This is a genomic window from Mammaliicoccus sp. G-M28 (assembly GCF_022386595.1).
Lineage (GTDB): Bacteria > Bacillota > Bacilli > Staphylococcales > Staphylococcaceae > Mammaliicoccus > Mammaliicoccus fleurettii.
The window spans coordinates 35,385-48,948 of sequence record NZ_JAJNIF010000006.1 but is presented as its reverse complement, the minus strand read 5'-3'; the positions used below and the strand labels follow the sequence as shown (position 1 = coordinate 48,948).

Sequence of the window (13,564 nt, the reverse complement as noted above, 5' to 3'; positions counted from 1 at the left end):
AAAAGCTGGGACAATTTAATTGTCCTAGCTTTTTTATTTGAAATGCTTTTCTATTAATTGCTGCTTCTTATTAAACAAAGTTGGATACGATAAAAACCCTAGTATTACACTTGTCATAGTAGCTGCCGTTAATAGCATAAATACAATTAATATTTGAAAGAGCACAGCTTCTAAAGGATCAGCTCCAGCAATAATTTGACCACTCATCATGCCTGGCAACTGTACTAAACCAATTGTTTTTTGTTGTTCTATTGTAGGTATAACGCTTGATTGAATAGATGTGATTAACTGCTTATGAATTGCTTGTTTAGGTGTTCCGCCTAAACATAAAATAAGCTCTATTATGTTATCGTTTTGTTTTATTTCAGACATAAATCTATTTAAAAATAATATACTTAGCACCATAGAATTCCCTATTATCATTCCACTTATAGGAATGATATATTGTGCTGTAGCAGGTGTTATATTAAAACCTATTAATATCCCTTGCGTAATGATTTCAATGGATATAAAAGCTAATAATAATTTCCATGTAATGCCTGGTATTTCCAACCCTTTTTTCCTTGCATTTTGAGTTGCTGCACCAATTATGAGTATGACCATTAATACAATAAATATATAACTATCTTGGTCAAATATAAATTGTAATATATAACCTACAATTAATAGCTGAACGAAAGATCGTATTGCAGCGACTGTAGTATCTTTTTCTAATCCTAAATTAAAACTCTTAGATAAAACTATCGGAATGATGATAAAAATAAACATTAATATTATAGATGTTATGCTCATAATACTTTATCTCCTATAAAATTTCTGACCTCAGAATTTTTAGTATGTTTAATATTTTCGACACTATCAGCTTCAACTACTTCTCCATCAATCATAACCCAAACATAATCGCTCAATCGTAAAGCCTGATTAATATCATGCGTCACCCAAATCATCGTTACATTATGCTCTTTATTAATTTTTTTGAGTAACAATTCTATCGCTTGTTTAGAATTTCTATCAAGTGCAGATGTTACCTCATCTAATAAAATAACTTCTGGTTTATTAACAAGTGCACGTGCTAAAGATAATTTTTGTTTTTCTCCTCCAGATAACTCTTTACTATTTTTATTCAAAAAAGTTACTGATAAATCCACTCTTTCTAAAAAGTATTTCGCTTCTTCATCTGTCATCTTTTTATTTTGAAGTGTTAAAGGAAGCTCTAAATTATCTTTAACAGTCCCTTTAATCATAGTGGCTTCTTGTGAAACTAATTGTACTTTTCTCCTTAATTCCATCGGATTATATGAATTAATTGTTTCATCATTGATCAAAATGTCACCTTTAGAAGGAGATTTTAATAAATTTATTAAAGATAATAAAGTAGATTTCCCAGCACCAGAAGGACCTATAATAGATGTCAACTTACCTTTATAAACTTCAGCATTTATTTCTTTTAAAATTTTAGAGTTTTCAATTTCATATTCAACATTTTTAAATTGAACTGATATATTACTTTCCAAACAATCATCTCCATTCACTTCAACTAACATTTATAAGCAGGTTTCTATAAACTTGCTTATATAATATAACCACTATAAGACACTTTCATAGCCGACACGACTGTGGAAACAGTACAAATCGAAGACTACAGGCTGAGACTGTACCATAGGCAAGCAGGTTATGAAAATAGTTTTAACTATACAATGAGGCTGGACAAATTATTGTCTCAGCCTCATTCTTCTTAATATAAATCAGTTCTTAGACTATTAAATATTGGAATTGCTTCTCTAATTTGTTCTTGTTTTTCAAAGTCTATTTCAACAATTAAAGTATCTTCTTCATAATATAAATTATCCATTAATGTGCCATCTGGACCATATACTAAGCTGTTACCACCAAATTCATTTTCATCACAAAGTCCTACACTATTACACGCAATGACATAAACTTGATTTTCAATTGCTCTAGCACGTAGTAATGCTTTCCAATGATCGATTCTTGACTTTGGCCATTGTGCTGGTACAAATATAACCTTTGCATCTTCTAATGCTAAAGAGCGAGATAATTCCGGAAATCTTAAGTCATAGCATATAATTGTACCCATATCGACTTCATCTAATTTATAAACTGTAGGCTTTTTTTCACCTGAAGTTAAATAATGATGTTCATTTAACATCGGTACTAAATGTGCCTTGTCATAAGTGTTAATGCAACTACCTTCTTTATTGATGACAATGGCTCTATTATAAATTTCTTGATCTTTTTTATAAGCAATAGACCCAGCAACAATATGTTTTTTGAGCGCTTTAGCTTTCTTTTGTAAAAAAGGAAGGATAACTTCACCATCATTATCAGCAAGTTCATTTAAATCTTTTAATCGATATGACGTATTCCACATTTCAGGTAATACCGCTATATCGATATCTTCATCAAGTTGATCGAACCATTGATCTATTTTCTGAATGTTTTCTTCTGGTTTACCTGGTATAACATGCATTTGATATAATGCAATTTTCAAAGCTAATCACCTACCATTGTTATATAAATTGAACACATACGCCTTCTGAAGCTTTTTGTTCATTTTCTATTTCTGTTAATTTACCTGTTTCTTTATTTCTAGTAAACAAAACTAAATTATATGAATGTTCATGTGCCACTACTAAGAAAGTATCACTTGGTGTGATATTAAAATCTCTTGGCCATGTTCCACCACTTGTAACTATTTCTACACTTTCAATATTGGCGCCATCACCTAATATTTTAAATACCGCTATACTGTTATGACCTCTATTTGAAACATAAATAAATTGACCATCATGACTTAATCTAACTGCACCAACTTGTGAATTTAAATCAAAATCTTCAGGTATAGTCATTAATCTTGGACTAATCTCAGCAAATACACCGTTCTTATAAGATAACACTTGAATTGTATTGCTCATTTCACTTACTAAATATGCATAATCACCACTTGGATGGAACGCTAAATGTCTTGGTCCACTACCTGCTTGTACTTCTAATGTTTCAACTAATTCTAGTCCTTCATCAGAAAACTTAAATGTCCTAACAACATCTGCCCCTAAATCAACTGTAGCAATAAAATCTAAATCTGGTGTTTGTTGAGCATAATGAATATGACTACTTTCTTGTCTCGCTTCATTTGGCCCTTGTCCTTCTCCACGATAAAAATCAATTAACTCAACTAATTCTCCAGTATCAGGATTAAGTTTATAAATTCTAACAAGACCTGCTCCATATACAGCTTCAAATAAGTATTTACCGTCATTAGAAACTGAAATATGACAACCTGTACCTTCTTGAGAAGCTAAGCAATCATTTATAAAAGTTAAACTACCATCTTCATTAATTAAAAAGCTGGCAACCCCACAATCTTCACCATCTTTTTTAATAGCATATAAAAACTGATTATGTTGTGTAATATATGTAGATGCTTCAACTTCATAGCCTACTTCTACCTTTTCAATAGTTTGATCATTTTCATTTACATCAAATCTATATATCCCTTTACCATCCTTCTTAGTGTAACTACCAATATAACCTTTCGTTTTCATAAAATTAAAATCCTCCCTAAATTTATCTTTAATATCATTCTACATGAAAACGCTCAATAACTATAATAAAAACGCATACCTAATGGTACACGTTGTATAATTTAATATTCTAAATTCATATATAAGACTTTAGAAGTTTAACTGCTTATATCACTGAAAATTTCTAGAAACCAATTAAAAATACTACCAATAGCATTTACGATATCGCCTGCCATAAAGTATCCCCCTTTATATTTGAGATTTATAAATTAATCTATAAAATATAATAGTCATATATTATCTTATATTATTTTGATAAGTGTTTTTAATATTTTCCCTAAGTCATTATTTTAAGTTCTTAACTGCATTGATATTATGTTAAAATACAAATATATTCGTAATTCAAACAGTTAGGCATTAAAATAATACAGTTAGGCAAAAGAAGTAAAATGTAAATCAATTTGTTCTATAATCATAATGAAGGAGGGCCGCTATGTATCAGCCTGTACAAACACAAATAGATAAGATTGCAGCAAATCTTCAAAATTCAAATAACCTAGATCATGTTAGTTATTTAAAGGTAAAGTATGGACTAGAAGTATTTGTAGGGAATATCATGAAGACTGTAGTCATATATGGTGCCGCCCTTCTATGCCATATATTTTTATACACACTTATTGTTCATCTTAGTTATTTTGCCGTTAGATATTTCGCGTTTGGTGCACACGCTAAGTCCACTTTTTTATGCACAATACAAAGCATCATAATGTTTGTATTGGCGCCACTTATTATAATAAATACTAACTTGTCGTATTGGGCATTCCTTGCCCTAGCACTAATTGGTTATCTTATTATAATAAAGTACGCACCAATGCAAACAAAGAAACATCCCATATTAGGCAAATGGAAAAAAGGACTTAAACTAAGATCAATCATAGTCGCTACTATATTGATAGTTCTTTCATTATTCATAAAAGAACCGTATCAACAATTAGTATGCTTAGGATTGATCTTTGAAGCAGTATCACTATTACCTATATTTTACAAAGAGGAGGAAACATTATCATGAATTTATTAACTAGTTTATTTTCAAAATCAGTATCAAATATCCTTTCAGCAATTGGTGAAAAAGCGGTAATTAGAGGTTGTACAGCATTTTTAGATGAAACAGAAGTACCCGCTGAATTATTAAAAGAAAAACATTAAGTTATCATTAAGGAAGTGTAATATATGGACTCGCTTTCCAGTATAGAATCTTTACCTTTTGGATTACTACAAGTAGTATTATTCACGATTTTGCTATCCATAACACAAAATTATCGATATAAAAAAAGGGATTATGCTACCTTAATTATAGGTTTCATAATCCCTTCACTTAGTTTTTATTATATATTTGGTGTTGGTGCCATAATATATGTATGTCTTTTTTATTTTGTGTTCTTTTATAAAAAATTTAAATTACTCGGTGTAATTAATACACTATTAGTAATTATTATTTCTGTTGTATCTGATTACTTATCTATTTTAATAACTAAGTATATTATTGATGGTATAGATACATTTATGTTATTTTTTGTGATTTACACAATTATACATTCATTAATATCCATTTCTATAGCATTATTAATAAGACAACTAATGAATAGATTTAAATTAACTTATTTATATAATAATCGTATTTATTTATTATTATTAGCTGCATTTTTAGGTCTTTCCTTTACTGTCTTCTACGTATACATGCCTAAATCATATAATACTGAAAAAGAATTTGAATTCCAGACATTATTCTATGTGATTTATGTGTGTGTTGCTGCTATTTTTATAATTTTAATTTCTTTCACGATCATTCGGGAAATGGCTTTACAGCGTACTAAAAAAGAGATTAATCAATATTATAAATATACGTTGCAGATTGAACAAATTAATAATGAAATGCGTAAGTTTCGTCATGATTATGTGAATATTTTAGCTACATTATCTGATTATATTAGAGAAGATGATATGGAAGGATTAAGGGTTTATTTTGATCAAAATATAGCGCATCTTCATGATGATATGAAAGTAAATGCGATTAAAATTAATGGGCTACAAAATTTACATGTGAGAGAAATTAAAGGTTTATTAACGACAAAAATTATTCAATCTCAGGAACAGAATATCAATATTAGTGTTGAGATTACTGAACAGATTGATCATATAAATATGAACATTGTTGAATTGAGTCGCTGTATTGGAATCATTATGGATAATGCGATTGAAGCTTCTGAGTTTGTAGATAATCCTACAATTCAAATTGCTTTTATTAAAAATGATGAATCTATATTACTTGTATTCATGAATAAATGTTCTAAAGATACTCCAAAAGTACATAAGTTATTTGAAGATCACTATTCTACTAAAGGTCGTAAACGTGGTATTGGTTTAACGACGTTGAAAGAAATTACTGAGAAAACGGATCATGTTTTCTTAGACACTTTTATCAACAATCAATACTTTATTCAAAAGCTTGAAATTTTAAATGATAGCACTGAGGAAGTGATTCGATGAAAATCGTCATTTGTGAAGATGACCCGAAACAATTAGAACGTATGCAAACGATTATAAATAATTACATTATGATTGAAGAAAAAGAAATGTCTATTGAACTTGCTACTCATGATCCTTACGAACTTTTAGAGTATGTCAAAACAGCGAATGATATAGGTTGTTATTTTCTAGATATTCAACTTGATGCTGACATAAATGGTATTACTTTAGCGAGCAACATACGTAAATATGATCCGATTGGTAATATCGTTTTTGTAACGAGTCATAGTGAATTAACATATTTAACGTTCGTTTATAAAGTAGCAGCCATGGATTTCATCTTTAAAGATGATCCTGATCAATTAAAGACAAGAGTATTAGACTGTTTAGATACTGCTTATATTCGTTTAGGTATGTTATCTAAAAATACTAATGTTGAAAAAATAGAATTAACTAGAGGTAGTAATTCAGTTTACGTCGAATATGATGATGTCATGTTTTTTGAATCTTCAACAAAATCGCACAGACTAATTGCTCATCTTGATAATAGACAAATTGAGTTTTATGGTAGTTTAAAGGATTTATCGAATTTAGATGATAGATTCTTTAGATGTCATAACAGTTATGTTATTAATCGAAATAACGTTGATACAATTGATACGAAAGATCGTACTGTTTACTTTAATAATGGTGAACATTGTTATGCATCAGTTAGAAACATCAAAAAGATATAATTAAATATTGAGATATGCTTTTTAATAATAGAAAACAGAGAGAACTTTTAGTGTATAAAAGTTCTCTCTGTTTTTATTTATAAGGATTATTTAATTGATTTACACTTGATCTAAAGCATTTCTAAACGACTCTATATCCTCTATGTAATATTTGACTTCGCCACATTTTAAACAAACTGCAGCTTTAGGTATAGCAATCGCTTTTTTTAATATGTCTTCATTTTCTTCTTCTTTAATTAATCTCACATCTACTAAAGTTCCTGGAACGTTTATACGAAGGTCATTTATCATTTCTTGATTACAACTTACACATTTCATATTTAACATCCCCTTTTAAATTATGCTTTTATTTTACGCTTTTTTTATTTCTCTTGCAAAACAGAAGATAATATAGGTTATACAATTTTGTTAAAAGCACGTATTTAACTCATCTTTAGATAAAAATAAATTCTTATAAAAAAATAATAAAATAATACTTGAATATTAAAGCGAGTTATGCAATAATATAGCTATCATATGATAATAGTTAAATAAGCAAGAAAGGAGGACCCGATGAAGACGTTTTCAATCTTTCTTTACAGTATTGTTTGTTTTGTAGCTACATCACTCAATATGACTCATGTCACTTACGCAAGTACTGATATGACTCCGATTGGATTTCAATTCTTAACTGCGAGCAATATGCCTATATCTAATGAAACGTTTCAGCTTCAGTTAGATAATGAAGTTAAGCATCTAACAACTAGATCAGATGGACTGGCTTTTGTTGAAATTCCAAATAAGAATATTAAACCTCATTATACTTTAACTACTTCAAATCAACAGACTTTTACTGTTGAACCTAATAAGTTATATCAATTAACTTCTTCTGATTCTCAAATTCGTAATACACCTTCTATAAATAATCAAAATATTACAATCGAAGTACTTTCCAAAACATATCAACCTTTAAGTAATGTAGAAGTTAAACTTTTAGCACAGAACCAAGAATTTATAGGTAAGACTAACAATGAGGGTTCAACTACAATTAACATTCCTTCAAATATTCCTAGAGACACCGCATTCGATGTAAAAATTAACGGAATAGATACTCATTCATCAATTTCAATAGGAGATGATAAATATTATACATTCAATTCTGACAACAACTCTGTATCACCTTTTATTCAAGATTCCGTACAACACAATCAATTAGATAATAACCACGAGAATCAACAATCCCCACCTAATACTAATAGCTTAAATCATAATCAAAACAACCCACAGTCTTATCAAATATCAGTAGTTAAAGATTTTTTAATTCCTAACCATTCTAACCAATCCACTTCTGAAAAAGAAAAAAAGACCAACTTAGAAACAAAAAAGCTTCCTGAAACTGGTCAAAAATCAACAAATTATTTTAAGTATGTTATGAGTTCATTACTCATATGTATTACCACTATTTTATTTATTATCATTAGAAAAAAGAAGGCTCAGCAAAACAATTAGGATTTGATGTAATGTATCCATTTTCAACTTTAACAATTTCCTCATGGTAATTTATACCATTTATACCCTCGAAATATTTTGCTCCTACTATATTTATCATCGCCTGAGATAACAATGAACTCAAACAATAGGTTCTTTTCGAATCCCATTTTTCAGTGCGATACAATCGCTTTAATACATTACAAAACCCTATATGTGAACCGAGCGTAATCCAAACATCAGGTGAGTTTGATACAAACTTATTAACATACTTTTTAGAAGAACCTACATGATTCTTCCAAATCACAACATTAACATACACTTCGGACTGCTTATTTTCATACCATGTAGATTCAATCAAAGACTTTAAATGAAATGCAGCGTTAACCATCTCATTTTCATTACTCGTACCAATAGTTATAGATTTTAAAAATGGCTGATCATATTCTATAGTCTCAATTAAGGCTTGAAGTTCTCTTACACTAGTCACTTCCAAACTTCTTGATAAATCCTTTAATTGATTGGTCATACGATAATCTAATCTTGGAGATATTAACACATTGCTTTCATATTGCAAAATATATACCCTCCTAATATTATTTTAAAAAAAGGGAGCAATCACATAATTATAGTGATTGCTCCTTTATTTTAATTATTAGATTCGATCTCAGATACAATTTCTTTAGTCTTTTGTTCTAATTCTTCAAAATCTTTTTTAAATACAAATGCTAAGACAGCAATACCTGCCCCAACAGCAACTGTTGTTATAGCAATTAAGATGAAAAAGAATTTGAATATCCCTTTAATACAATCCATTGAAGTCACCTCTATCATCATTTTCTACCTCTTTCATCATAACATAATTTTTAAAATACATAAAAGATATTACGCTTATACTGCTGTATATATAGTTAAATTTTTATGTATAAAAGTATAAAATAACTCATTATATGTATCAATTCTCATTTAAAAATGCGAAGCCCCACTTATTTCCATAAAGCTATTGAAATATTTTTGTATTATTGTTAATATTCTGATTATTATAAAATTAGAAGGTGTATATATGTACAATATTAAAAAGTTTAGTCAGTTCATTAATAAAACATTCGTTCTTTGGATGTTATTAGCTGCAATATTAGGTTTTAGTTTCCCTAATGTCATCTCTCAAGTAGCACCTTATATCCCTTACTTATTAGGAATTGTAATGTTTGGTATGGGGATGACAATTTCAACAAATGATTTTAAAGAAGTGTTTAAATCACCGAAAAGTGTATTCATTGGCGTAATTCTACAATATACAATAATGCCAGTAACAGCATATTTAATTGCAAAAGGGTTTAACTTAAATTCTGATATTGCATTAGGTGTAATATTGGTCGGTTGTTGTCCTGGTGGTACTGCTTCAAATGTTATCAGTTACTTAGCTAAAGCAAATACTGCATTGTCAGTATCCATCACTACAGTATCTACATTATTAGCACCCATCATTACACCAACTTTAATTTATTTGTTTGCAAGAGAATGGTTACAAGTATCCTTCTCATCTATGTTTATATCAGTCGTACAAGTTGTATTAATTCCTATTATTTTAGGCTTTATAGTACAAAGATTTTTCAAACCAGTTGCCGAAAAATCAATTGATATATTACCAATTATTTCTGTAATTTCAATTTCATTAATTCTTTCGAGTGTGGTAGCAGGTAATAAAGCTCAAATTATAGAAACAGGTTTGATTATGTTTGGCGTTGTATTGCTTCATAACGTAAGTGGTTTAACGATTGGATATTTATTAGCTAAACTCTTTAAACTAGACAGACCTGATAAACGTGCTGTTTCCATAGAGGTAGGTATGCAGAATTCTGGACTAGCTGTATCACTTGCAACAGCCCATTTTAATCCTTTATCTGCAGTTCCAGGAGCTATATTCAGTTTTATTCACCTATTAACTGGTCCAACCATTGCAATTATTTGGTCTAACCAAACGAAACGAACTGAACGCAAAAAACAATATTCTACTGCAACCGATCAAGCATTCTAAATCATAATAATACAATTTGATTTACAAAATGCGCAATATCATTTTTTGGAATTAAAACTTCAATATCTAGTGGTAGTGTTAATTGAGACATGTTATAATTTTTATGCATAAAGCACCTCGTTAATTTATTTTTTGTGGTTATTAATTAAATTATACGAAAGTGCTTTATTTTTTTTGTATAAGAATGGATATTTTGTCACGATTTTGTAAAGTGCTGACGCCTGAGGGAATAGTATGCGTGAGAGACTACAGGCTCGAACCATGCCCCCTGGCAAGCATGCACGAACAAAATCGTAGATTTTATAAATAAAGAAAAAAGAGCTAATCCGAAAATATGGATTAGCTCTTTTAATTTCAAAAATATATATTCTAGTTGTTTATAAGTGTCATTTAATAAATTTATATTATCTTCTATACCACTCTTGCCATATTTTTTTTACGTAGATATATCCTTGATTCCACATTATACATACCTCCTTCTCACATTATTTGTGAGATATTTGGTACCCTAAATATAACATGGTGAGAAATTACATAGGTTAAAGCATTATTACAGTTTCTTTAATATCACATTTCCAGTCTTAATATTCTTAATCTAATTTGCGTGACAAAATGCAATATTTCAATCAAAATGTATTTAATAGGAGTGATTATGTTGCAAAATGTTAATATGCAGACATTTGAATTTAGAGGTAACCATTATGATCACGGCGTCGCACAAGCTGAATGGTTAAAATCTACCAAAATGTTAGAGAATAGAGATAAAGAATGGAAAATCAGAAGACCGCGCTTTGACATAGATATAGATGAAACTAAGAAAATCTATCAAGAATTTGCACCACCAATATGGGATGAACTTATGGGATTACAAGATACATTAAAGTATCCACTCGAACAGATTCTATTAAATTATGGACATTACAGAGTTTATGCAAAAGATAGTGGTTGTTCTATATTTTTAGGTACTGATTATATGGTGAGAAATTATGATTATAACCCTGCCACTTATGATGGTCGATTTAGTTTATTTCAACCAAATGATGGTGGATATGCGCAAATTGGTCCAACATCGAGAGTTACCGGACGTATGGATGGTATGAATGAACATGGCTTATCTATGGGATATAATTTTATGCATAGAAAAAAACCTGGTGACGGCTTTGTATGTTATATGATTGGAAGACTAATTTTAGAAACCTGTAAAAATATTGATGAAGCAGTAGCTTTATTAAAAGAGATACCTCATCGTACTTCTTTCAGCTATATTTTAATGGATAAGCAAAACAGAAGAATAACGGTAGAAGCTACCCCTCGTTCAGTTGTTACGAAACAAAATAATTTATGTACGAATCACTTTGAAGTATTAACACATGAGAACCGAAATTATATAAAAGAATCTATAGAAAGATACAATAGAATCGAACATATTACAAACGAGCATATGTCTTTAGAAGATGCTATTCGTTATTTTAACGACCCACAATATGAAATTTATAGTAAGCTTTTTAAAAGCTGGTCCGGTACCATTCACACTTCAGCTTATATACCTGATCAATTACAAATGAAAATTGTTCTTGGAGAAAATGGTATGTTACATACATTTAACTTCCAAGATTGGTTAGATGGAAAGCCTATAGATTTAAATTCAATTTCAGGACAAATTGATACAGACATCTTGTTCGCAAGTGAATAAAAAATCTTAACACAACTTGATAGTAAGCAAAAAAGCACGATAAGCTCCTAGCTTATCGTGCCTTTTTGTATTACTTAATTATAATATCGCCATTATCCGTATAACTTTCAATTACGTGTTTACCGTTACCTACTTTTTCTCCTTTAAATGCTTTATTTTTTATATGTGTACTGCCTGATTCAGCTTGTAATTGTAATAAAGTATTTTTAGGAGGTTCTTCGTAAGATAAAGTGATGTCTCCATCTTCTGTAGATGATTTAATATCGCATTCATTTTTAAGTTGGCTAATATCTATGTTACCCAACGAAGTAATCAATTCACTATTAATGAGGCTACTTTTCGCTATTGTTATATTTCCTGTTTCAATTTCACCATTAAATTCTGATAGTGCTGAATTTTTAACTTGAACACTTCCTAAACTAGACATTGCTTTAGCGTATTTTAAATTCACATTATTATAAGAAATATCCCCTGTATCAGTAATCATATTGCTGTTGTTACTACTGACATCTTTAATTAATATATCTCCCGTATTTGTTGTTATATTAAATGATTGATATTGTTTCTCTGGTAAAGTGATTACTAAATGATTTGTCGTTTTTCTAAAAGGTATAAAATTGGCATTGAATTGATACTTACTATCTTGTTCTGTGAAATGTAGTAAATTGTTTTCTATGTTCGCATTTACATGTTGTTTGCCGTTATACTTTATCCCTAAAGTCTTACCCTTTTTCACTTCAACATTTGTATTTTGTCCATTCACGATGACTTGTTCAACTTGATCATCCTCAAAAACTTTTTCATAAGTTTCATTCTTCTCAAATTTATTATTAACCGTAAACCAAAGAATTGTACCTATTAAGCCAAAAATTAAGAAGATGCCTAATCCTATCAAAAATAACTTTTTCATTATTCAGCATGCCCCCTAATGACTTTTACACACCATTTTAAATATTTTAAGATGCCTTTGTAACTCAGTTCTATTAATTTTAATCCAGTAATGAGCAACATTAACCCTAATCCTAAAAATGATATAGAAAAAATTATGTTTGTAATATCAATCCAATAAAATCCATACAATATAATATTTATAACACTTACTATAGGTCCTAACATCATCAATGCGCCAACCACTACAACAATTAAAAGTATAAACGCAATAATTAGAAACGGTATAATAATAAAAAATATATTAAAAAAGCTTAAGCCTAATGTTGCCATAATTGCTTGAAAAACATTTTTAAAGTTTGGTGCTATTTCAGCATCATGAATGGCGCTCGTTGCATAAACTTTCTTTGCAATTTCCTTAGGCTCACCTAATTCATTCATTAATTCATTTTCATTTTTTGCTTCAAAAAATTTTGTTTCATATTCATACATTATTTTATCTCGCTCAACTTTAGGCAAACGAGACAATTCATCCTCAAGGTAATTAAGGAAGGTTATTTTATCCATTGGTTTTGCCCCTTTTATTGTGATATTAACCTTACATCTTTATTATATTACCATTCTTTTACAAACAACATTATACTATCATTTGAAATATTTGATTTCAAGTGAT

Annotated in this window: 16 protein-coding genes; 7 read left to right on the top strand and 9 right to left on the bottom strand. The window is 29.4% G+C overall.

Going from position 1 to position 13,564, the window contains the following annotated elements:
* Positions 1-33: 33 nt before the first annotated feature.
* The 4 genes from LQ609_RS07345 to pglS form a co-directional block, all read right to left on the bottom strand.
* A complete protein-coding gene (locus tag LQ609_RS07345) occupies positions 34-792 on the bottom strand; it encodes an ABC transporter permease (protein WP_078358472.1) in 759 nt (252 codons plus the stop codon).
* The gene (locus LQ609_RS07340; protein WP_239734528.1) at positions 789-1,544 is read right to left on the bottom strand and encodes an ABC transporter ATP-binding protein; all 756 of its coding nucleotides are present in this window, start codon (positions 1,542-1,544) and stop codon (positions 789-791) included. Before LQ609_RS07340 ends, LQ609_RS07345 begins: the two co-directional genes overlap by 4 nt.
* A gap of 191 nt (positions 1,545-1,735) precedes the next feature.
* Positions 1,736-2,512, bottom strand: coding sequence for a carbon-nitrogen family hydrolase (locus tag LQ609_RS07335; RefSeq protein WP_078358470.1), 777 nt, complete (start codon positions 2,510-2,512; stop codon positions 1,736-1,738).
* A 19-nt stretch (positions 2,513-2,531) separates the two neighbouring features.
* Positions 2,532-3,566, bottom strand: coding sequence for a 6-phosphogluconolactonase (gene pglS, locus LQ609_RS07330; protein ID WP_239734527.1), 1,035 nt, complete (start codon positions 3,564-3,566; stop codon positions 2,532-2,534).
* 472 nt (positions 3,567-4,038) lie between these two features.
* Between pglS and LQ609_RS07325 the strand changes: the two genes are divergently transcribed.
* From LQ609_RS07325 to agrA, 4 genes are read left to right on the top strand one after another with little or no spacing between them, the layout of a single operon-like run.
* On the top strand, positions 4,039-4,614 hold the full coding sequence (locus LQ609_RS07325) for an accessory gene regulator AgrB (RefSeq protein WP_078358468.1): 576 nt from the start codon (positions 4,039-4,041) through the stop codon (positions 4,612-4,614).
* Positions 4,611-4,751: a cyclic lactone autoinducer peptide AgrD gene (gene agrD / locus LQ609_RS07320; protein WP_239734526.1), complete on the top strand. Its 141-nt coding sequence runs from the start codon at positions 4,611-4,613 to the stop codon at positions 4,749-4,751. The genes LQ609_RS07325 and agrD overlap by 4 nt, the downstream gene beginning before the upstream one ends.
* 24 nt (positions 4,752-4,775) lie before the next feature.
* The gene (gene agrC / locus LQ609_RS07315; RefSeq protein WP_239734525.1) at positions 4,776-6,092 is read left to right on the top strand and encodes a quorum-sensing sensor histidine kinase AgrC; all 1,317 of its coding nucleotides are present in this window, start codon (positions 4,776-4,778) and stop codon (positions 6,090-6,092) included.
* A complete protein-coding gene (gene agrA / locus LQ609_RS07310) occupies positions 6,089-6,805 on the top strand; it encodes a quorum-sensing response regulator AgrA (RefSeq protein WP_078358465.1) in 717 nt (238 codons plus the stop codon). Before agrC ends, agrA begins: the two co-directional genes overlap by 4 nt.
* Before the next feature lie 99 nt (positions 6,806-6,904).
* Here agrA and LQ609_RS07305 read toward each other — a convergent pair whose 3' ends face one another.
* Positions 6,905-7,123 carry a hypothetical protein gene (locus LQ609_RS07305; RefSeq protein WP_078358464.1) on the bottom strand — a complete coding sequence of 73 codons (219 nt, stop codon included), beginning with the start codon at positions 7,121-7,123 and terminating at the stop codon, positions 6,905-6,907.
* 234 nt (positions 7,124-7,357) lie between these two features.
* Between LQ609_RS07305 and LQ609_RS07300 the strand changes: the two genes are divergently transcribed.
* Positions 7,358-8,293 (top strand): LPXTG cell wall anchor domain-containing protein, encoded by a 936-nt coding sequence (locus LQ609_RS07300; RefSeq protein WP_239734524.1) that lies wholly within the window; start codon positions 7,358-7,360, stop codon positions 8,291-8,293.
* On the opposite strand, the gene LQ609_RS07295 is transcribed toward LQ609_RS07300, so the two are convergent.
* Complete coding sequence (locus LQ609_RS07295) at positions 8,262-8,849, bottom strand: hypothetical protein (RefSeq protein ID WP_239734523.1); 588 nt, start codon at positions 8,847-8,849, stop codon at positions 8,262-8,264. The two genes, LQ609_RS07300 and LQ609_RS07295, sit on opposite strands and share 32 nt — an antisense overlap.
* Positions 8,850-8,920: 71 nt before the next feature.
* Positions 8,921-9,109: a hypothetical protein gene (locus LQ609_RS07290; protein ID WP_088369014.1), complete on the bottom strand. Its 189-nt coding sequence runs from the start codon at positions 9,107-9,109 to the stop codon at positions 8,921-8,923.
* A 226-nt stretch (positions 9,110-9,335) separates the two neighbouring features.
* On the opposite strand from LQ609_RS07290, the gene LQ609_RS07285 reads away from it, so the two are divergent.
* On the top strand, positions 9,336-10,310 hold the full coding sequence (locus tag LQ609_RS07285) for a bile acid:sodium symporter family protein (protein WP_239734522.1): 975 nt from the start codon (positions 9,336-9,338) through the stop codon (positions 10,308-10,310).
* Between the two features lie 655 nt (positions 10,311-10,965).
* Positions 10,966-12,003: a C45 family autoproteolytic acyltransferase/hydolase gene (locus tag LQ609_RS07280; RefSeq protein WP_481817187.1), complete on the top strand. Its 1,038-nt coding sequence runs from the start codon at positions 10,966-10,968 to the stop codon at positions 12,001-12,003.
* Between the two features lie 70 nt (positions 12,004-12,073).
* On the opposite strand, the gene LQ609_RS07275 is transcribed toward LQ609_RS07280, so the two are convergent.
* Together LQ609_RS07275 and LQ609_RS07270 are read right to left on the bottom strand one after the other, a co-directional pair.
* Positions 12,074-12,913 (bottom strand): DUF4097 family beta strand repeat-containing protein, encoded by an 840-nt coding sequence (locus tag LQ609_RS07275; protein ID WP_078358459.1) that lies wholly within the window; start codon positions 12,911-12,913, stop codon positions 12,074-12,076.
* The gene (locus tag LQ609_RS07270) at positions 12,913-13,458 is read right to left on the bottom strand and encodes an HAAS signaling domain-containing protein (protein ID WP_078358458.1); all 546 of its coding nucleotides are present in this window, start codon (positions 13,456-13,458) and stop codon (positions 12,913-12,915) included. Before LQ609_RS07270 ends, LQ609_RS07275 begins: the two co-directional genes overlap by 1 nt.
* Positions 13,459-13,564: the final 106 nt, after the last annotated feature.